Raw genomic sequence first — 18336 nt, forward strand, 5'->3', positions numbered from 1 at the left:
TGGCCGGGGGGCTTCGCGCCCCCCGGACCCCCCGCGGGATATTTGAGTGAAGAAGAAGGGATGAGGCGATGAGCACGGTCATCAGGGGCGGCACCGTCGTGACGGCGGATCTGAGCTATCAGGCGGATGTGCTGATCGAGGGCGGGCGGATCGCGGCCATCGGGACGGGGCTGGTGGGCGATGAGGTTCTGGATGCGGGCGGCTGCCTGATCATGCCGGGCGGGATCGATCCGCATACGCATCTGGAGATGCCCTTCATGGGCACCTATTCGGCGGATGATTTCGAAAGCGGCACGCGGGCGGCGCTGGCGGGCGGGACGACGATGGTGGTGGACTTCGCCCTGCCCTCGCCCGGGCAGGGGCTGCTGGATGCGCTGCAGATGTGGGACAACAAGTCGGGCCGCGCGCATTGCGATTACAGCTATCACATGGCGGTGACCTGGTGGGGAAGCCAAGTCTTTGACGAGATGGAGGCGGTGGTGGATCGCGGGATCACCAGCTTCAAGCATTTCATGGCCTACAAGGGCGCCCTGATGGTGAACGACGACGAACTGTTCGCCAGCTTCCGCCGGGTGGGCGATCTGGGCGGCATCGCCATGGTGCATGCCGAGAACGGCGATGTGGTGGCTGAATTGTCGGCGCGGCTGCTGGCCGAGGGGAACACTGGGCCCGAGGCGCATGCCTATTCGCGGCCCCCGGCCGTCGAGGGCGAGGCCACGAACCGCGCGATCATGGTGGCCTACATGGCCGGCGTGCCTCTGTATGTGGTCCATGTCAGCTGCGAGGACAGCCACGAGGCGATCCGGCGCGCGCGGGCAGCGGGCAAGCGGGTCTGGGGCGAGCCGCTGATCCAGCATCTGACGCTGGACGAGGGCGAATATCTGCACCCCGATTGGGATCATGCGGCGCGGCGCGTCATGTCGCCTCCGTTCCGCGACAAGTCGCATCAGGCCAGCCTGTGGGCCGGGCTGCAGTCGGGCAGCCTGTCGGTGGTGGCGACCGATCATTGCGCCTTCACCACCGCGCAAAAGCGCACCGGCCTGGGGGATTTCACCAAGATCCCCAATGGCACCGGAGGCTTGGAGGATCGCATGCCGATGCTGTGGACCCATGGGGTCGGCACGGGGCGGCTGACGCCGAACGAGTTCGTCGCGGCGACCTCGACCAATGCGGCCAAGATCCTGGGGATGTATCCCAGGAAGGGCGCGGTGCTGGTCGGATCGGATGCCGATCTGGTGGTCTGGGACCCTGAGGCGGAAAAGACCATCACCGCGGGTGCGCAGCAATCGGCCATCGATTACAACGTCTTCGAGGGGCAGACGGTGAAGGGCCTGCCGCGCTTCACCCTGACGCGCGGCGTCGTGGCGGTGACCGAGGGGGTGGTGGACAGCCGCGAGGGGCATGGCGAATTTGTGGCCCGCGCGCCCCGGGGCCAGGTGAACCGCGCCCTGTCGGCGTGGAAGGAGCTGACCGCGCCCCGCCCCGTCCAGCGGTCGGGCATTCCGGCCAGCGGCGTCTGAGATGGCGGTGATCGAGGCCTCTGGCGTCTGCCTGACCTTCCAGACCGCCGACGGGCCGGTCCATGCGCTGAAGGATGTCGACCTGTCGGTGGCGCCCGGCGAATTCGTCAGCTTCATCGGACCCTCGGGCTGCGGCAAGACGACCTTCCTGCGGTCCATCGCGGCGCTGGAGACGCCGACCGGCGGCACCCTGCGCGTCAACGGCATGGACCCGGATGCGGCGCGGCGGGCGCGGGCCTACGGCTATGTCTTTCAGGCGCCGGGGCTTTATCCGTGGCGGACGATTTCGGGGAATATCTCGCTTCCCTTGGAGATCATGGGATTTTCCAAGGCTGAGCGGGCCGAGCGGATCGCCCGGGTCATGGACCTTGTCGAGCTGTCGGGCTTTGGCGCCAAGTTCCCGTGGCAGCTGTCGGGCGGCATGCAGCAGCGCGCCAGCATCGCCCGGGCCCTGGCTTTCGACGCCGACATCCTGCTGATGGACGAGCCCTTCGGCGCGCTGGACGAGATCGTGCGCGACCGGTTGAACGAGGCGTTGCTGACGCTGTGGCGCAAGACCGGCAAGACCATCGGTTTCGTGACGCACTCGATCCCCGAGGCGGTGTATCTGTCCACCAAGATCGTCGTCATGTCGCCGCGTCCGGGGCGGATCACCCGCATCATCGACAGCCCCCTGCCCCCGGACCGCCCGCTGGAGATCCGCGAGACGCCTGAATTCATCGCACTGGCCCATGAGGTCCGCGAGGGGCTGCGCGAGGGGCATGGCGATGCGTAGAGCCGATCTGGTCCCGATCCTGACCGTGCTGCTGGTGATCGTGGCCGTCTGGTATCTGGGCGCGATCCGCATGAACGCGACATGGGAGCGGGATCAGGCCGCCCGCGCCGGGACGGAGGTGACGTGGTCGCAGCTGATCCCGCTGACCCTGACGCAGGACCGGCCCGTCCTGCCCGCGCCGCATCAGGTGGCGGTGGGGCTGTGGGAGGGGGTGGCGGGCCAGGCCATCACCTCGCGCCGGTCGCTGGTCTGGCATGCCTGGGTGACGCTGTCGGCGACGCTGGCGGGCTTTGCCATCGGCACGGCGGCGGGCATCCTGCTGGCGGTGGGGATCGTGCACAGCCGCAGCATGGACCAGTCCGTGATGCCCTGGGCCGTGGCCAGCCAGACCGTGCCCATCCTGGCCATCGCGCCCATGGTCATCGTGGTCATGGCCAGCGCGGGGGTCACGGGCCTGCTGCCCAAGGCGATCATCGCGGCCTGGCTGTCCTTCTTTCCGGTGCTGGTCGGCATGGTCAAGGGGCTGCGCACGCCCGATGCCATGCAGATGGACCTGATGCGATCCTGGAGCGCAGGGCGCCCGCAGGTGCTGGCGCGGCTGCGGCTGCCCTCGTCCCTGCCCTATCTGTTCGCCAGCCTCAAGGTCGCCATCGCCGCCGCCTTGGTGGGCACGATCGTGGCCGAGCTGCCCTCGGGCGCCACGGCGGGCCTGGGCGCGCGGCTGCTGTCGGGCAGCTATTACGGCCAGACCGTGCAGATCTGGTCGGCATTGTTCATGGCCGCGATCCTGGCGGGGCTGCTGGTCGCGCTGATCGGGCTGATCGAGCGCCGCGTGCTGGCCCGCATGGGGCTGGCGGCATGAGCGCGCTGCCCATCATCGGGGTCTGGCTGGGGGGCTGGGCTGTCAACATCTGGCTGTCGCGCTTCGACACGCGCGCCTCGCGGACGCTGGTGGCGGTGATCTTCGGGGCGACGATCATCGCCCTGTGGGAGATGATCGTGCGGATCTATGCCATCCCCACGGTGATCCTGCCCGCGCCCAGCCAGATCGCCGCCAGCTTCGCGGCCAACGGGTCGATCCTCTGGACGGATTTCGTGCAGACGATCCTGAAGGGCGCGCTGACCGGCTGGTTGATCGGCGCGGGTGCGGCGATCCTGACGGCCATCGCCATCGACCGCAGCCCCTTCCTGCAGCGCGGGCTGCTGCCCATCGGCAACTTCGTGGCCGCCCTGCCCATCGTCGGCATCGCGCCGATCCTGGTCATGTGGTTCGGCTTCGACTGGCAGTCGAAGGCCGCCGTGGTCGTGGTGATGGTGTTCTTTCCGATCCTCGTGAACATGGTCGCGGGGCTGCGCGCCACCGATGCGATGCAGCGCGACCTGATGGCCAGCTGGGCCGCACCCTATGGCGCGAGCCTGTGGAAGCTGCGGCTGCCCGCCGCGATGCCCTTCCTGTTCAACGGGCTCAAGATCACCACGACGCTGGCGCTGATCGGCGCCATCGTTGCCGAGTTCTTCGGCAGCCCGACGCGCGGCATGGGGTTTCGCATCTCGACCGCCGTGGGGCGGCTGGACCTGCCGCTGGTCTGGGCCGAGATTGTCGTGGCAGCCCTTGCGGGCACGCTGTTCTACGGACTTGTCGCGGCGCTCGAAAAGAAGGTGACATTCTGGCACCCCTCGCAGCGCCGCTAATCGGGGCCGACCGGCCCCATCAACAGGAGAGACAGGGAATGAAACGACTGATGACCGGGGCCGCGGCCCTTGCGCTGATGGCCGGGGCCGCGCAGGCGGGCGATCTGACGCTGCAGCTGAAATGGGTGACGCAGGCGCAGTTCGCGGGCTATTACGTCGCGCTGGACCAGGGGTTCTACGAGGAAGAGGGCGTCAACCTGACCATCCTGCCCGGCGGACCCGACATCGCGCCCACGCAGGTGCTGGCGGGGGGCGGTGCGGATGTGATCGTCGAATGGATGCCCGCCGCCCTGGCCGCGCGCGAGAAGGGCCTGCCGCTGGTCAACATCGCCCAGCCCTTCAAGGCCTCGGGCATGATGCTGACCTGCCTGGCCGAGACGGGCATCACCGACCCGGCGACCGATTTCGCGGGCAAGACCTTGGGCGTCTGGTTCGCGGGCAACGAATACCCGTTCCTGTCCTGGATGAACACGCTCGGCCTGTCGACCGAGGGCGGCGAGGAGGGCGTGACCGTCCTCAAGCAGGGCTTCAACGTCGATCCCCTGCTGCAGAAGCAGGCCGCCTGCATCAGCACCATGACCTATAACGAATACTGGCAGGTGATCGATGCGGGCCTGACCGAGGACGACCTGATCACCTTCAAGTACGAGGATCAGGGCGTGGCCACGCTGGAGGACGGGCTTTATGTGCTGGAAGGCACGCTGGAGGATCCCGAGAAGGTCACCGATCTGGTGGGCTTCGTGCGCGCCAGCATGCGCGGCTGGCAATACGCCGCCGAGAACCCCGAGGAGGCCGCCGAGATCGTCATGGAGAACGACGAGACCGGCGCCCAGACCATCGAGCATCAGACCCGCATGATGACCGAGATCGCCAAGCTGCTGGAAGGCTCGGACGGGACGCTGATCGAGGCCGATTACCAGCGCACGGTCGACATCCTGCTGGCGGGCGGGTCGGACCCGGTGATCGAGGCCGCGCCCGAGGGGGCGTGGGTGTCGACCATCACGGACCGCGCCTTCGACTGATCCATCCTTCGCGACACGGAGAAGGGCCGCCCCCCGGGGCGGCCCTTGGTCATTCCGCGGGCTGCGCTGCGACAGAGGCGGGGCGGCCCCGCTTCTCGGCGCGGCGCAGGCGGCGGCGGCCGTCCCAGGCCAGCAGCGTCGGCGTCAGCAGCAGCGTGATGGCGGTGGCCACCACAAGTCCGCCCGCGATGCCGGTGGACAGCTGGATCCAGAACTGCCCCGAGGGCGCCCCGAAGAACAGGTCGCGGCCCACGAAGTCGATGGTCATGCCGAAGACCATCGGCACCAGCCCGATCACCGTCGTGCCCGCCGTCAGCAGCACCGGGCGGAAGCGCTCGCCCGCCGCGCGGCGGGCGGCCTCGTCGGGGCCCAGCCCCGCGTCGCGATGCTCGTTATAGGCGTCGATCAGCACGATGTTGTTGTTCACCACCACGCCCGCCAGGGCCATGATGCCGATGCCGCTCATCACGATCGAGAACGCCTCCTGCCGGACCATCAGGCCCAGAAACACCCCGGCGATGGAAAAGACGATCGCGGTCAGCACTAGGAAGGCCTGGAAGAAGCTGTTCATCTGGATCAGCAGGATCGTGAACATCAGAAAGATCGCCGCGACGAAGGCGCCCATCAGGAAGGTCATCGCCTCTTCCTGGTCCTCGATCTCGCCGCCGAAGGCGATATCGGCGTCTTCGGGCAGGTCGGCCTGGGCGATGGCGGCGCCGATGCGGTCCAGTTCGGCCTGCAGGGTGGCGCCCGGGGCCAGGTCGGCGGTCAGGGTCTGCGTCTCGCGCGCACCGACGCGGGTGATCGCGGCGGGGGCCGGGGCGGGCAGGATCTGCACGACATTGGCGATGGGCACCTGCGCGCCCGAGACGGGGCTGGCCACGCGCAGCGCCGCCAGGTTCTCGAAGTTGCGCTGCTCGGGGGGATAGCGCAGGGCGATGTCGACCTCGTCATCCGCGAAATCGGGCAGGTAGGTGCCCAGGTTCACGCCGGTGGTCAGAAGCTGCACGGCGGTGCCGATCGTGTCCATGTCCACGCCGTAGCGCGCCGATTCCTCGCGGTCGACGATCAGGCGGATCTCGGGGTTCGGGCGGGGCGTGTCGTTGGCGATGTCGACGAAGCTGCCCTGCTCCTCCATCAGGCGCTGCACGATGCCGGCGGCCTGCTGCAGGCTGGCGCGGGTCGTGGCCGATACCTCGATCTGCACCGGGCGCGCGGCGGCGGGGCCCGAGGCCGCGGCCTCGATCTGGATGCCCAGGCCCGGCACCTCGGTCGTGGCGGCGCGCATCCGTTCGATCACCACGTCCGACCCGTCGCGGCTGCGCCAGTCGGTGAATTCGACCTGGATCTGGCCGATCACGTCGCTGGACAGGCTGGAGCGCACGCGCTCCTCGACCGAGCCGATGGTGCGGGCATAGACGCGCTCGACCCCCTGGAAGCCCAACAAGCGCTGTTCGATCAGCCGCACCAGCTGGTCGCTTTCCATGACCGACAGGTTGCCGTTGGCGGTCACCTGCACCTGCGCGCGTTCGGAATCCGTCTCGGGGAAGAACTCGACCCCCCGGCCCAGCAGGCTGTAGGCCCAAGCCACGACCAGCACCCCCAGGATCGAGAGCCCGAGCGTCGCGCCCGGCCGGGCGATGGTCCAGCCCGAGAACCGCTCGAAGGCCGAGGGCGGGTCCTCGGGGCGCGGTTCGGGCGGCAGGTCCTGCCCGCCCCCCAGCACGCTGCCCATGACCGGCACGAAGATCAGCGCCATCAGCAGCGACATCAGCAGCGTGGCGATCATCGTGGCGGGCAGGTAGAACATGAACTGCCCCGCCAGGCCCGGCCAGAACAGCAGCGGGAAGAACACCGCCAGCGTGGTCGCGGTGGACGAGATGATGGGCCAGGCCATCCGCTGCGCGGCCATGCGGAAGGCGCGCTTCTTGGAATGGCCCTGCGCGATGAAGCGCTCGCCAAGCTCGACGACGACGATGGCGCCGTCGACCAGCATCCCCACCACCAGGATCAGCGCAAAGAGGACGATCACGTTCATCGTGTAGCCGAGCGCCCAGATGATCAGGATGCCGCCCAGGAAGGATCCCGGGATCGCCACCGCCACCAGCAGGGACGCGCGCACGCCCAGGAACAGGACGGTGACCAGCATGACCAGCACCACGGCGGCGATCACGTTGTTCTGCAGGTCCGACAGCAGGTCGCGCATCTCCTGCGACTGGTCGTTCATGAAGACCACATCGACCTGGTCGGGCCAGTCGGCGCGGGTCTTGTCGACGATGGCCCGCACCGCCTCGACCGTGTCGATGATGTTGGCGCCCGCCGACTTGCGCACGTCGATGGCCAGCGCCGGGCGCCCGTCGATGCGGGCGAAGCTGGTCGGGTCCTTGAAGGTCTGGCGCACCTCGGCCAGATCCTGCACGCGCAGAACGGTGGCGCCGTCCACCAGCACCGGGATCGACATCATCTCGTCCAGCTGCACGACGGTGCCGGGGATCGACACGCCAAGCCGCCCGGCCCCGGTGTCGAAGGACCCCGCCGCGATCAGCTGGTTGTTGGCGCGCACCGCCTGCGACAGCTCGCCCGGAGAGATGCCGTAGGTCTCCAGCGCCAGCGGGTCGATCAGGATCTCCAGCTGGTCCTCGCGCTCGCCGGTCAGGTCGGCCTGCAGCACGCCGCTCACCGTCTCGATCCGGTCGCTCAGCGCGCGGCCGAGGCGGATCAGCTCGCGCTCGGGCACCTGGCCGGACAGGGCCACCGTCAGGATCGGAAAGGTCGCCATGTCGATTTCGCGCACGAAGGGACCGTCGGCCTCGGCCGGGATGTCGGGGCTGGCATCGTCCACCGCGTCCTTGACCGATTGCAGCGCGCTGTCCTGATCGAAGCCCGGCTCGAATTCCAGCGTGACCGAGGCGAAGCCCTCGCTGGCCACCGTCTCCATCCGGCGCAGCCCGTCCAGCGCGTTCACCTGCCGCTCGATGGGTTCGGCCAGCAGGGTCGCCGCATCCTCGGCGCTGACGCCGCTATAGGTGACGTTGACGATGAAGATCGGGATGTCGACCTCGGGCATCGATTCCTTGGGGATGGTCACATAGGCCATCGCCCCGGCGCCGATCAGCGCCACCATGATCAGGATGACCGTCCGTGCCCGCGAGAATCCGGCGGCGATGATCCCGTTCATCGGGCGGATCCCGCGCCGCGGGGCGTCATTCGATCGCCCCCAGCAGCGCCGCGGCATCGTCCGGGGCGGCGGCATCGGGGACCTGCGGCAGCTCTCCCCCGCCCAGCACGCCCCGGAACGCCTCGGGCGTCTCCGAGATGCGGGCCTGCTGGCCGTCGATCAGCGCGCCCTGCGAGATGGTGACGACCCGCGCGGTCTCGTCCAGCCCGGTGACCCAGATCGCCTCGGCGCGGGCCTGCACGATGTCGATGGGATGGAACTCCAGCGTGATGCCGTCCTCGGCCACGGTGAACAGCCCGATGCGGCCGGCATCGTCCAGACGGATCAGCGCCGGGGACAGGCGATGGGCCCGGATCTCGTCCATCGGCAGAGAGATCTGGGCGCTGAGGCCTGCGGGGATCTCGTTGCCGGGATTGGGGATCTCGACCTCGACGCGGAAGGTGCGCGTCTCGGCGGTGGCGACGGGGGCGATGAAGCGCACGCGCCCCTCGGTCTGGCGCCCGCCCTGGAAGGTGACGTCGGCGCGCTGGTCCAGGTGGATCGAGGTGATCTCGGTCTGGCGCACCTCGACCTCGGCGATCAGGGGATCGTTGCGCACGATCTCCAGCACCTCGCCCCCGGCATCGACGAAGCTGCCCAGATCGGCCAGCACATTGCTGACGGTGCCGGTGATCGGCGCGGGCAGCCGGGTGTTCTGCAGTTCCAGCTCGGCCGCGCGCAGGTCGGCGCGGGCCGATTCCAGCTGGGCGAAGCGCGACTGCACCTCGGCCTCCGAGGTGACGCCCCGCTCGCGCAGCTGGCGCGCGGCCTCGTAGTCGCGCTCGGCCGATCCGACGGCGGCCTCGGCCCGGGCCACCCCGGCCTCGCGATCGTCGGCCGACAGCAGCGCCAGCTGGTCCCCCGCCTGCGCCTGATGGCCCTGGCGCACGACCTCCTCGACGATGCCGGCGGTGCGGGCGCGCAGGATCGAGGTCTGGTCGGGCACGACATTGCCGAACAGCACCGTGCGGGGGCGGATCACCTCGGCGGTGCTGAGGCTGGCCGCGACATTGGGAACGGGCACCTCGAGGGGGGCTGCCTCCTCGGGGGGCTGGCGGTTCAGCATGCCGCCGCCGATCCAGAAGGCCAGAAAGCCCAGGATCGCCAGAAAGACGAAGGTCGAGGAGGACAGTATGCGCGCCATTCTCATCCTGACGGTGGGTTCGGATCCGGGCCGGTCCCGGAGTTGGTCCATAGATGATTGCTGCGCTGCGGCAGGTCAACCGTGCCGGTTGCGGCATGGCGTCCGGCGCGGTCACATGATGGTGGCCCGTGACAGATTCGAACTGCCGACCGGCCCGGTGTAAACTACGAGCCCCCTCGCCAACTTACTGTAATCCTTCAAATGGAGCAACAAAAGTTGAACCAGAAAGTCCAACAATACATACCTAGACACGGTGATGCGGGTTCGGTGAACCGTGGAACGAATAGTCGTTGGGCAGCTCCTAGAACTCCGAATGCGCGCTGCCTCTGTTGCCCAATATTCCTACTGGACACGCTGTTCCCGTCGTGAGCGAGATGCGATGTGGCCCCAGCACTGCGGTATGGCAGCCAGCATTGATCAATGATGGATACATCCAGCCTTGTGGCGAACGTAGTTTCGATGATTTTTGGAAGAGTTGTTAATTGTGACGAAAGATAGCACGTGCGCCTGATCCTACATCCCGGGCCACCAAAGACTGCGACCTCCGCGTTACAGTCTTGGTGCTATGAAAATCGCGGTGTACTGGCAGAAAATGGGATCCACTACGCCACAGTGGACACGCCCCATGATCCGAAACATCAATGGTTAATGAAGGCGTTGAAGCAAGGCGATTTGAGCCGGCTGGAAGATGAAATCCAGCTGTTCCAGGCCGGCAACGCGCACACTCTGATCTTGTCCTGTGAAGGTGTCATGGTGAACCGGAGCCTGCTCGCGGCGCAGACATGGCATGCCTTCAGGACTATCCTCTCGGATTTCGACATCACGCTGTTCATGGTGCGCCGCGATCCTGAACGTTGGCTCGCGTCCCTATGGAAGCAACGCATCATCAATCCCGTGGCGCGTGGGAAGATTTTGGATGTGCCCGATTTTGAGGAGTTCAAGAACGACAAGGCGGTACGTCAGATGATCGACTTGCCCACCATGTCGTCTGTGATGCAGGCCGAAACGGGCGCCGACCGAACCGTAACTGCTGAAATGGGCCCGGCGATGCTGGCTGAGTTTCAAGCGGTCCTCGGTTTGCCCACCCACGTAAAAACCCAAACCCTGCCGATCGCAAACGAGGCTTTGCCGGATGCTTTCATCTCAGTCTATCGCCAGCTGGCGCGGCACGCTGAAGATGGATGGCTTCTCCGCTTGGCCTTCTTTAGTGTGTTTGCGACGATTGAGCCTACCAACAACATCATGATCGGAAACGTCGCGCGGCGATATGAAAGCGCCGAACCTCATGTTCGGGCACGGTCACTGGCTTGCCTTTTGGCTGCACTCGACGCAGTCGTGTTAACCCGAGAGAGCGACTTGAGGTTAGCTGGCGCAGTCCGGGAAATGTCGAAACCATGGTTTCGCAATTGCGAGAACTGCTAGATGGCAAGGTGGGCGACAAAGTAAACCGGTTCGCACAATTTTGATAAAACGGTAGGCAAAGCCTTATCCTTGCCTCTCTTTGAACTAAGGATATATCCCATGATGGTATTTATACGCCAAGAATTAGTAATGCTTTCAGTTCCAAAAACAGGGACGCACAGCTATATTGATCATTTGCAAGGTAATGCCGATATCGTATTTAAGCACCCACAGAATCTGAAGCATATGGGTGTGAGAAAGTTCACCAAGAAAGTCCTTCCGTTAATTGCAAATCAAGAAACCAAGTTTGAATACTTTGCTTTCATTCGGCATCCGGCTGACTGGCTGTGGAGCTGGTACTCTTATCGAGCCCGTCCGGGAATTGCGAACAGGCCGTCTTCAACCGCAAATATTGATTTTTCAACATTTATTAGAGAATACCTAACTCCCAACCCTCCAGAATTTGCGAAAATCGGCACTCAGAGCACCCTGGTAACTTCTAACGAGGCTCCCTTTGTTGTAGATAATCTATTTAAGTATGGCAATCAGGATGAAGCAAACCGATTTTTATCAAGTAAAATTGGAGTTAATGTTTCACCCAACAAAGTTCTTAACAAGTCACCGGAGATAGTAAAAGTCATACATCCGTCCGACATTCAACTACTTGAAAAGGAGAGGCCCAGAGAATTTGAGCTTTATGAGTCGGCACGGTGATTTGTAAAATTCGGATCGGCTTATGACGACTCGGGCGCAGATGGTCCCCTGTCGTATTAGGCGCCTAGGAACGCCCGACCACCTTGGATCATTTACCCGGTCAGGTACAAAATAGCCGATTATAGTGGCGGCCCTCTCTCCTGCAAGATCCGCGCGCCCTGCTGCCAGGTCAGCCGGTCATTCGGATAATGGTCCTGCACCGCCTCCCAAGCAGCATGCACCGCCTCGAACGTTCCCGCCGCGATAGAGTGCCGTTGCCCGAACCGAGGGTTGCACCAGATGATGAACAGGGCGCGGTCTGGCGGGAAGTATGGCTCATGGATGCGCATAGGTGCTCCTTTTCGCCCGTTAGAACGGATAGGGAACGTATCAGCAAGGGGCGGTACGCTGTGACCTGCCACATCAGATCAGCAGCTCCTAAGCCTCCTGCAGCACATACCCTGCCCCGCGCACGTTCTCGATCCGGTACCGGCCCGCCAGGCGCTTCCTCAGTTCAGTCATCCGCGCCCGGGTCACATCACTGCCGCACGCCTCTTGATTGGGGCGGGCGGCTTCCTGAATGGCCGCCAGCGCCTCCAGCGATACCACTTCGCCCAGGTGCCGCCGGAGCAGCACAAACACCGCCGCCTGCGCTGCTGTGAGCTTGTGCGCGCGAGATGCCTCTGCCACCTCGTCTTCACCCCCGGCCACATCCTCATAGATCGCCAGCACGTATTCCAACGCGTCCAGTGGGCGCATATCCTGGATCGCGTTTCGCAGCGTCTTAACCGGTGACGGCTTGGCGCGCAGCAGGTCGCGGTAGTGCTTGCGAAGCTGCGCCTCGGTCATGTCCTCGGGGGCCATGGCGGACTAGCGCGTGTCGAACTTGCCCAGCGGCCCGGTCAGCTTGTCCTGAACGACCTCCTGCACCTTCGCCTCGGCGAGATCCTTGAGAACAGAGGCGGGCGGAGAGAGCTTGGCCAGCGCGTCGGGCACGGACTGGCGGGCGTAGTCCAACACCAAGGCTGTCGCCGCTGCGCCAGTCATCTGTCGCGCTGCAGCAAGCCGGGCGCCGGTCATCAGGGCGGAGTGAAGGGCGTCGCGGTGCTTGGCCTCGATATCGATGCCGAACTTGCGCTTGGCCCACGCTGCGGCCCCGGTCAGGGCGGCCATCAACAAGACGGCGAGGATCTCCAGCAGCTGGGGTAGGACAGCGGCGATCAGGCCGGAACCGGGCAGTTCCTGTGCCGCTGCCAGCATCACGAGAAGCAGCAGCATCGCGCCAGAGACGGTAGCGGCGCGGGCCAATCGCCACAGCGAGGGCATGAGAAAGGCAGCAATGGCGACAAGCGCCAGAAGCATCAGGATCGTGGTCATAGGTCAGTCCTTTTCGATGAGGGCGGCCCACGAGATGGGGCCGATGATGCCGTCCGCCGTGAGGCGTTCGGATTTCTGGAAGGCGATGGTGGCCGCGCGCGTGCCCGGCCCGAAGATGCCGTCGACGCCGCGCGGATCGTGGCCGAGCGCCAGCAGCCGTTCCTGCGCCTCCCGAACAGCAGCGCCTCGGGAGCCAAGGCCGATCTTGGGATGCGCGGGGGCCAGATAGTCCGGGATCGCCTGCCAGCGCGCAAATGCGGCGGCTAGGCGGGTGTGATATCCGTGTTGCGCATATCCGGCGCCGTTGTAGCCACGGGCGAAGCCGGACCAGTCGTGGCGGCGCAGGTCGTCGTCCAGGCCCTCGCTTTCGATGAAGGCGATCATGGCCTCCAGCCCGGCCGCCTCGCTGTCGCAGAAGGCCGCGACCATGTCGCCGGGACTGGCGAAGCCTGCCGCGCGATGGTTGAACCCCATCACCTGCCCGAGGCCCCAGCTCGCCGATCGCAGCGCGGCTGAGGCGCTAACCTGCAGCGCGCGCTCAAAGCGCGGATAGCTGTCGGCGGGGTACTTAATGGTGCCCCACCGGGGATAGGCCAGCCCCTGAGCCTCGGCCGCCACCCGCTTCTGGCCCGGCCCTAGCTCGCGCCAAAAGACATGCGGTTCGAACAGCATCTTGGGCCGCCCCTGCGGGTCAAAGCCGCCGCCCGCGGTCTCGACCTCGATGACTGCGCGGACCTCGTCCTCTCCGACGCCGATGCGCCGGCCGACTGTGGCAATATCCAGATCAGCGAGCCGCTGCGCGCGACCCTTGAACCCTGATGGGTACATGCGTTTCTCCATGAAAAAGCCCCGCGCAACGGCGGGGCTGGGTGTTGCTCGAAAGCGTCAGTGGATCGTGTTTTTTTGAGCGAGCTTATTGAGAGAAAGATCGAGACTCGACCGGTAGCGATTCCTAACTTTAGGTTGCTACTTGTGGCAAAAGAGTTCGCGCCGGTTGAGCCACAGCTCATCAAGTCGACGAAACGAGCCAGGACAGTGATGACTAAATGGGTTTGACGAACGGTGGGCGCACCACACTCAGCCTAGATTAGGTGGGTGGTTCAAACCGCTGGTGGCCCCCGATCTCCCGGGGGCCACTTTTCATTCGGTCGGGCTTGCTGTCATCTCTCCTATCGCCAGGGCAGAAACCGGATCCGCGTCGGGTGCATCCATGCCTTGTAGACCGGCCAGCGGTGCCGCTCCGGCTCGGGGATCAGCATCTGGCGACACTTTAAAGCGCAGAAGAACGCGGCCATCTTCATCAGCCCGAAGACGATGTTGATCAGTCGACCGCCGGTGACATCGGACCATTTCGCCGCAAAGCCTGGCACCCAGAGGCGCATCAGCGGCAGGGCCACGTCCCAATAGAGCCCTCGCAGGATGATAGCGCCGGCGAGGATCATGAAGCCGGTGGCGAACCACCAGGTGGCGGTGCGCAGTTCCCGGAAGCTGGCCCGGAAGGCCCAGATCACGGCGCAATAGCCGAGCGCGTTTATGACGGCGATCAAGCCGATGGTCAGGGCCATGTCTGGGTGTCCTTTTCGAGTTGCTGCACGAGGCGCTCGATCGCGGCCACCCGTGCCTTGATCGCGCGCTTCTGTGGCGCAGTCTCGGCCATGTGGTCGCGGATGAGTGTGTCGGCCTTCTCGGCCCGTCGCCCGTGTCCGGTCAGCTGTCTTAAGAGCCGCCCCATCATCGCCGATCCTCCAGAAGCCGGACCGCGCGGCCCATGATCTCGGTATTGGCGCTCGTGGTCTTGTTGGTGTCGGTGACCAGATCCCGACTTTCGCGGATCATGGCCTCGGCCATGGCCAGCATCTTGTCCTGCAGCTCACCATTGCGCTTGTACTGGATCCAGTTGGCCCAGCCCTGGACGACGATGACGACGCCAGCGAGGCCGCCACCGACCTCGGCGATGAAGTCTGCGAGGGTCATGGCTGCAGCCTCCGGCACGTCAGAGCGATCTCCGCCGCTGCCCAGTCATAGGGATCGCCCTGCGCCTTGGGCGTGCGCAGCAGCGCGATCAAAGCGCGAACACGATCCCGGCGTTTTCGGCCGGGCGGCGCAGTGCGGCCATCGCCATCTGCAGTTCGGCGCCGTCGAGGACTCGGTGATAGATCGCCGCCCCGAACAGACGCGCCACCGGCGTCACAGACGGACGGGCGCCACCGTGCCACCACATGCCCAGCATGGCATTTCCCTCGCCATCACCATAATGGGCACCGACCCCGGCGCGCGTGACCACCCGCGGCGTCCCCCTCTGCGCCAGCAGCTCCAGCGTGTTGGCCGGGGCGTCGATTTTCAGGGCCAGGGATGTCGGCTGATTATTGCTTGGCCCGCCCGTGATCGGCAGGCGCGCGGTGCCCAATGTGGGCAAGCCCGTGACCCCCTCAAATAGGGCGAAGTTGCCCGAGGCCACCGATCCGTCGAAATTGATCATCGGGGACACAGCCCCAAAGGTGGCCGCCGTGGGATCGGTCAGAAGGTTGTTGGTGCTGGGGGAATAGAAGGACTGATAAAGCGCGGGCTGACCGCCCGGCACCAGCGACTCGATCGCCAAGAGGATCGTGGTGGTGGCCGTGATCGGAACCCCGGTGGCAATCACCATCCCATGCGGGCCGGTGATCTCGAGCCCCCAGGGTCGCTTGACGCCGCCCGCATAGGCGCCATGCAGAGCGCCATGCCGATCGTTGCCCGACGAATCAAGGAAGGTCGTGACGATCTCGCCCTCCTGCCCGCTCTCGAACAGGTAGAGAGCCGCGAGATCGTCGGCCGGCATGCCGCGGACCGTGGGCGTTGCGCGCCCCAAACCAGATTGCGAGGCGTCGATGCCAGGGACCATGATGCGCATTAGAGGAACTCCGAATAGGTGACGGGGATGCAGAAGGCGATCGACCAGTTGTGCAGCGGGTAAGGCTTGCCGATCAGGCGGGGGATATTGGCGGCCGGATACATGCCCCGCTCGGGGACATATTCGTAAAGGTCGGAGGCCAGGGCCGGATCGCTGTCGCGCACGCAGCCATTGCCCTGCATCGAGGCCTGCGGCGCATACCAAAGCAGCGCACCCGCGGGCGGCGGCGCGGCCAGGGTAATCTTGATGATCGTCGGCCGCTCGATGGTTACCGCCTGGATCGTCGAGGCGGAAAGCCCATCCGCAGAGGTCACCCGGAACCCCTTGGTCGGATAATCCACCGGCCCGGAATTCGAGACATAGGGCGTGTCGAAGACCAGGGGCGCCACCGGCACATGATAGTGGATATAGACCTCCGACCCCTCGACCGTGACCTGCAGCGGCCGGACGGGCTGGAAATTCCGGCCCTCCCAGATCTCTCGCGCAGCCTTGGCCATGTAGTGCCCCATCCAGCGCGAGCCGTTGCTGTCGAGATGCCCGCCCTTGTCGGTGAAGGGATAGGCCGGGCAGGCCAGCACCACATTCCCACCCGCCAGCGCCAGGTCCAGCTGGGCCATGCCGATGGCCAGGCCGGGCTGGCCGTTGGCATCGACATCGCGCGTATAAGCGGCGCCGGTCTGGTAGCTGACGATCAGCGGCGGCTCGGTCTGATTGGGCACCGCCGTCAGAATGTCCGCCGCCACATCCGTGAAATAGGCCGCCAGCCGGGCCAGGTATCCGGCGCGGGTGGTATCGCCGCCGTGGGTGGACACATAGTTATATTCACCTTGTGCAAAGCCCACCACGGGCACCACCGCGTCAGGCGCGAGGCCGAGGGCCTTGTCGACGCCATCAGTAAAGAAGCCGTAATGATCGCCGGTCCCTTCGGGCGGTGTCTTGCTCAGCTGTTCCACGGTCCGGCCCGAGACTGCCACGCTCAAGGCGATCAACTGCCGGCCATCATTGGCGCGCAGAGCCTTGCGGTTCAGCCAGCGCTTCAGGCCATTCACCATCCCGATCACCGGGATTTCCCCGAAGTTGGTGGCGCCCGGCGCCAGCGCGGCTTCCTGCGCCCCGGTCAGGTTGGATCCGCCCGATCGGGTGTTGGCGACCAGCGGGTTCAGCTCATAGGCCCCGACATGGGTGTAGGTTCCGCTGATCGAGGTCGAGTCGGCATTGCCGCCGATCATCACCGCCCCTGGCACCGGATCCTTGGACAGGCTCGGCCACGTTTCCTGACCGCGCGCCAAAGACTGGCCCAGCATCACGATGACACTGCTATCGGTCACGGGCAGCTGCACCCCGTATCGGATCTGCTCGGTGATCTCTTGGCTGCGATCCCGGTTGCGGGCGTCCAGGGCATCGAGCCAAGACCCGCCCTGGTCGCCCGTTTGCCCGTCGAAGTACCAGCGGCCGTCGCGGTAACCGGCGAAGACGTTGCCCTCCATGTCGGTGAAGGCAAAGGGCCAGGTCTGCGCGCGCACGTCGAGCTTGGCGCCACCGAACATTGACAGCGAGAAATCAGGATCGACGACCAGGAAGCGGTTGCCCTCGGAGTCAGTCAGCTCGAACGGGTTTTCCCCGGCAAAGCTAGTATTGTCGACGCCGGCCACCTTCTGCAGCTCGGCGCGGGTTTCTTCCGTGCGCAGCTTGGCGCTGTCCACCTCGGTGGAATTGGGCAAGGTGACCACAAGCGTCTGCGTGGTGGCGCTGTCGCGGCGGTAGATGTTTGGGCGGATCACCCCATCAGGGCCGACCAGCCGCACCCCGAACGTGGCGCCATCCGCGACCGCCGCCCGGCCCAGGGCAATGGTTTCGAAGAACCGTGCGCCGGTGGCCGCCGCCGAGGCCATGGCCGCGGTCTCATTGCGAAACCCGAGCGCAGTTGTGGCGGATGTCTGGGCCGCCCCGGCGCGCTGATCGGCCAGCCCGGCCGAGATCTCGGCGGCATCGGCCTGCGCCAGGGTGATCACCACCGCATCGGTGGCGATGTCGGCCTGCGCCCCCGCCTCCTCGGCGTGATCCCCGGCCACGTCGCGGGCCGCCTCCACCTCGCCAATCCGCGCAGCGATGGTGTCGCTGGTCTGGACAGCCACATCGAAGCGGGCCCGGTCCTCAGGATCGATCCGCCCATCGCGCCCGCGCCAAACTGCATATCGAGTCATCAGGGCATCCTTACGTTGATGATGTCTTCTTCGCCGGGCAGCGTCTGCCAGCCGGTCCCGTCATCGGTCTGCAGCGCGCAGCGATAAGGGCGGGGGCGGACGGCCATGTTTTCGGGGGTCAGATCGAAGGCCATGATCGAGGGGTGGTTGATGACCTGGCCATCGTCCGTCGCAAGCTCCCCGCTCTCGGCGCGGCCGGGGATGATCAGTTCTGCGCCGGGGAGGTAGATCACCAGCCGCAGGCCGAGGTCGTTCAGCGGCATCGGGGTGCCGTCGAACTGGTCGATCGGGAAGCCGAGCGTGCCGCTCTCGCCGAGGATGTAGTCGGTTGTCGCCATGCGGTGCGCTCCACAGCAAAAAGCCCCGGAATGCCGGGGCGGGTCAGGGTTGTTCGGTCGTTG

At 65.7% G+C, this 18336-nt stretch carries 19 protein-coding genes; 7 read left to right on the plus strand and 12 right to left on the minus strand.

Features of this window, described 5'->3' with window-relative positions:
- The first annotated feature begins 68 nt into the window (after nt 1-68).
- The 5 genes from hydA to E4191_RS07500 are packed head-to-tail and all read left to right on the plus strand — an operon-like array spanning nt 69 to nt 5009.
- Nucleotides 69-1520 carry a dihydropyrimidinase gene (gene hydA / locus E4191_RS07480; RefSeq protein WP_135312855.1) on the plus strand — a complete coding sequence of 484 codons (1452 nt, stop codon included), beginning with the start codon at nt 69-71 and terminating at the stop codon, nt 1518-1520.
- Between the two features lies 1 nt (nt 1521).
- A complete protein-coding gene (locus tag E4191_RS07485; protein WP_135312856.1) occupies nt 1522-2295 on the plus strand; it encodes an ABC transporter ATP-binding protein in 774 nt (257 codons plus the stop codon).
- Nucleotides 2288-3157: an ABC transporter permease gene (locus E4191_RS07490; protein ID WP_135312857.1), complete on the plus strand. Its 870-nt coding sequence runs from the start codon at nt 2288-2290 to the stop codon at nt 3155-3157. Before E4191_RS07485 ends, E4191_RS07490 begins: the two co-directional genes overlap by 8 nt.
- Nucleotides 3154-3987, plus strand: coding sequence for an ABC transporter permease (locus E4191_RS07495; protein WP_135312858.1), 834 nt, complete (start codon nt 3154-3156; stop codon nt 3985-3987). The genes E4191_RS07490 and E4191_RS07495 overlap by 4 nt, the downstream gene beginning before the upstream one ends.
- A 38-nt stretch (nt 3988-4025) precedes the next feature.
- A complete protein-coding gene (locus E4191_RS07500) occupies nt 4026-5009 on the plus strand; it encodes an ABC transporter substrate-binding protein (RefSeq protein ID WP_176562653.1) in 984 nt (327 codons plus the stop codon).
- Between the two features lie 49 nt (nt 5010-5058).
- Here E4191_RS07500 and E4191_RS07505 read toward each other — a convergent pair whose 3' ends face one another.
- A complete protein-coding gene (locus E4191_RS07505) occupies nt 5059-8187 on the minus strand; it encodes an efflux RND transporter permease subunit (RefSeq protein WP_135312859.1) in 3129 nt (1042 codons plus the stop codon).
- Between the two features lie 25 nt (nt 8188-8212).
- On the minus strand, nt 8213-9370 hold the full coding sequence (locus tag E4191_RS07510) for an efflux RND transporter periplasmic adaptor subunit (RefSeq protein WP_176562654.1): 1158 nt from the start codon (nt 9368-9370) through the stop codon (nt 8213-8215).
- A 501-nt stretch (nt 9371-9871) separates the two neighbouring features.
- On the opposite strand from E4191_RS07510, the gene E4191_RS07515 reads away from it, so the two are divergent.
- Nucleotides 9872-10792: a hypothetical protein gene (locus E4191_RS07515; RefSeq protein WP_135312861.1), complete on the plus strand. Its 921-nt coding sequence runs from the start codon at nt 9872-9874 to the stop codon at nt 10790-10792.
- Nucleotides 10793-10891: 99 nt separating this feature from the next.
- Nucleotides 10892-11485: a sulfotransferase family 2 domain-containing protein gene (locus E4191_RS07520; RefSeq protein WP_135312862.1), complete on the plus strand. Its 594-nt coding sequence runs from the start codon at nt 10892-10894 to the stop codon at nt 11483-11485.
- A gap of 119 nt (nt 11486-11604) precedes the next feature.
- On the opposite strand, the gene E4191_RS07525 is transcribed toward E4191_RS07520, so the two are convergent.
- The 10 genes from E4191_RS07525 to E4191_RS07570 all read right to left on the minus strand — a co-directional run bounded on the left by E4191_RS07525 (nt 11605) and on the right by E4191_RS07570 (nt 18273).
- Nucleotides 11605-11814: a hypothetical protein gene (locus tag E4191_RS07525; protein WP_139615466.1), complete on the minus strand. Its 210-nt coding sequence runs from the start codon at nt 11812-11814 to the stop codon at nt 11605-11607.
- Nucleotides 11815-11902: 88 nt separating this feature from the next.
- A complete protein-coding gene (locus E4191_RS07530) occupies nt 11903-12313 on the minus strand; it encodes a helix-turn-helix domain-containing protein (RefSeq protein WP_176562655.1) in 411 nt (136 codons plus the stop codon).
- A gap of 21 nt (nt 12314-12334) precedes the next feature.
- The gene (locus E4191_RS07535; RefSeq protein WP_135312864.1) at nt 12335-12841 is read right to left on the minus strand and encodes a hypothetical protein; all 507 of its coding nucleotides are present in this window, start codon (nt 12839-12841) and stop codon (nt 12335-12337) included.
- Between the two features lie 3 nt (nt 12842-12844).
- Nucleotides 12845-13681 (minus strand): N-acetylmuramidase domain-containing protein, encoded by an 837-nt coding sequence (locus E4191_RS07540; RefSeq protein WP_228461644.1) that lies wholly within the window; start codon nt 13679-13681, stop codon nt 12845-12847.
- Nucleotides 13682-14010: 329 nt separating this feature from the next.
- Complete coding sequence (locus tag E4191_RS07545; RefSeq protein ID WP_135312865.1) at nt 14011-14406, minus strand: hypothetical protein; 396 nt, start codon at nt 14404-14406, stop codon at nt 14011-14013.
- Nucleotides 14397-14576 carry a hypothetical protein gene (locus E4191_RS07550; RefSeq protein WP_135312866.1) on the minus strand — a complete coding sequence of 60 codons (180 nt, stop codon included), beginning with the start codon at nt 14574-14576 and terminating at the stop codon, nt 14397-14399. Before E4191_RS07550 ends, E4191_RS07545 begins: the two co-directional genes overlap by 10 nt.
- The gene (locus tag E4191_RS07555) at nt 14573-14815 is read right to left on the minus strand and encodes a hypothetical protein (protein ID WP_135312867.1); all 243 of its coding nucleotides are present in this window, start codon (nt 14813-14815) and stop codon (nt 14573-14575) included. Before E4191_RS07555 ends, E4191_RS07550 begins: the two co-directional genes overlap by 4 nt.
- 88 nt (nt 14816-14903) lie before the next feature.
- Nucleotides 14904-15731 (minus strand): hypothetical protein, encoded by an 828-nt coding sequence (locus E4191_RS07560; RefSeq protein WP_135312868.1) that lies wholly within the window; start codon nt 15729-15731, stop codon nt 14904-14906.
- Entirely contained in the window at nt 15731-17935 is a 2205-nt protein-coding gene (locus tag E4191_RS07565; protein WP_135312869.1) for a hypothetical protein, read from the minus strand. Before E4191_RS07565 ends, E4191_RS07560 begins: the two co-directional genes overlap by 1 nt.
- Nucleotides 17935-18273: a hypothetical protein gene (locus E4191_RS07570; protein WP_135312870.1), complete on the minus strand. Its 339-nt coding sequence runs from the start codon at nt 18271-18273 to the stop codon at nt 17935-17937. Before E4191_RS07570 ends, E4191_RS07565 begins: the two co-directional genes overlap by 1 nt.
- Nucleotides 18274-18336 lie beyond the last annotated feature (63 nt).

The organism is Paracoccus liaowanqingii (assembly GCF_004683865.2).
Taxonomy (GTDB): Bacteria; Pseudomonadota; Alphaproteobacteria; order Rhodobacterales; family Rhodobacteraceae; genus Paracoccus; species Paracoccus liaowanqingii.

Coding starts and splice junctions, on each gene's coding strand:
- hydA (WP_135312855.1), top strand. CDS start 69: ATGAGCACGGTCATCAGGGGCGGCACCGTCGTGACGGCGGATCTGAGC.
- E4191_RS07485 (WP_135312856.1), top strand. CDS start 1,522: ATGGCGGTGATCGAGGCCTCTGGCGTCTGCCTGACCTTCCAGACCGCC.
- E4191_RS07490 (WP_135312857.1), top strand. CDS start 2,288: ATGCGTAGAGCCGATCTGGTCCCGATCCTGACCGTGCTGCTGGTGATC.
- E4191_RS07495 (WP_135312858.1), top strand. CDS start 3,154: ATGAGCGCGCTGCCCATCATCGGGGTCTGGCTGGGGGGCTGGGCTGTC.
- E4191_RS07500 (WP_176562653.1), top strand. CDS start 4,026: ATGAAACGACTGATGACCGGGGCCGCGGCCCTTGCGCTGATGGCCGGG.
- E4191_RS07505 (WP_135312859.1), bottom strand. CDS start 8,187: ATGAACGGGATCATCGCCGCCGGATTCTCGCGGGCACGGACGGTCATC.
- E4191_RS07510 (WP_176562654.1), bottom strand. CDS start 9,370: ATGGCGCGCATACTGTCCTCCTCGACCTTCGTCTTTCTGGCGATCCTG.
- E4191_RS07520 (WP_135312862.1), top strand. CDS start 10,892: ATGATGGTATTTATACGCCAAGAATTAGTAATGCTTTCAGTTCCAAAA.
- E4191_RS07525 (WP_139615466.1), bottom strand. CDS start 11,814: ATGCGCATCCATGAGCCATACTTCCCGCCAGACCGCGCCCTGTTCATC.
- E4191_RS07530 (WP_176562655.1), bottom strand. CDS start 12,313: ATGACCGAGGCGCAGCTTCGCAAGCACTACCGCGACCTGCTGCGCGCC.
- E4191_RS07535 (WP_135312864.1), bottom strand. CDS start 12,841: ATGACCACGATCCTGATGCTTCTGGCGCTTGTCGCCATTGCTGCCTTT.
- E4191_RS07540 (WP_228461644.1), bottom strand. CDS start 13,681: ATGGAGAAACGCATGTACCCATCAGGGTTCAAGGGTCGCGCGCAGCGG.
- E4191_RS07545 (WP_135312865.1), bottom strand. CDS start 14,406: ATGGCCCTGACCATCGGCTTGATCGCCGTCATAAACGCGCTCGGCTAT.
- E4191_RS07550 (WP_135312866.1), bottom strand. CDS start 14,576: ATGATGGGGCGGCTCTTAAGACAGCTGACCGGACACGGGCGACGGGCC.
- E4191_RS07555 (WP_135312867.1), bottom strand. CDS start 14,815: ATGACCCTCGCAGACTTCATCGCCGAGGTCGGTGGCGGCCTCGCTGGC.
- E4191_RS07560 (WP_135312868.1), bottom strand. CDS start 15,731: ATGCGCATCATGGTCCCTGGCATCGACGCCTCGCAATCTGGTTTGGGG.
- E4191_RS07565 (WP_135312869.1), bottom strand. CDS start 17,935: ATGACTCGATATGCAGTTTGGCGCGGGCGCGATGGGCGGATCGATCCT.
- E4191_RS07570 (WP_135312870.1), bottom strand. CDS start 18,273: ATGGCGACAACCGACTACATCCTCGGCGAGAGCGGCACGCTCGGCTTC.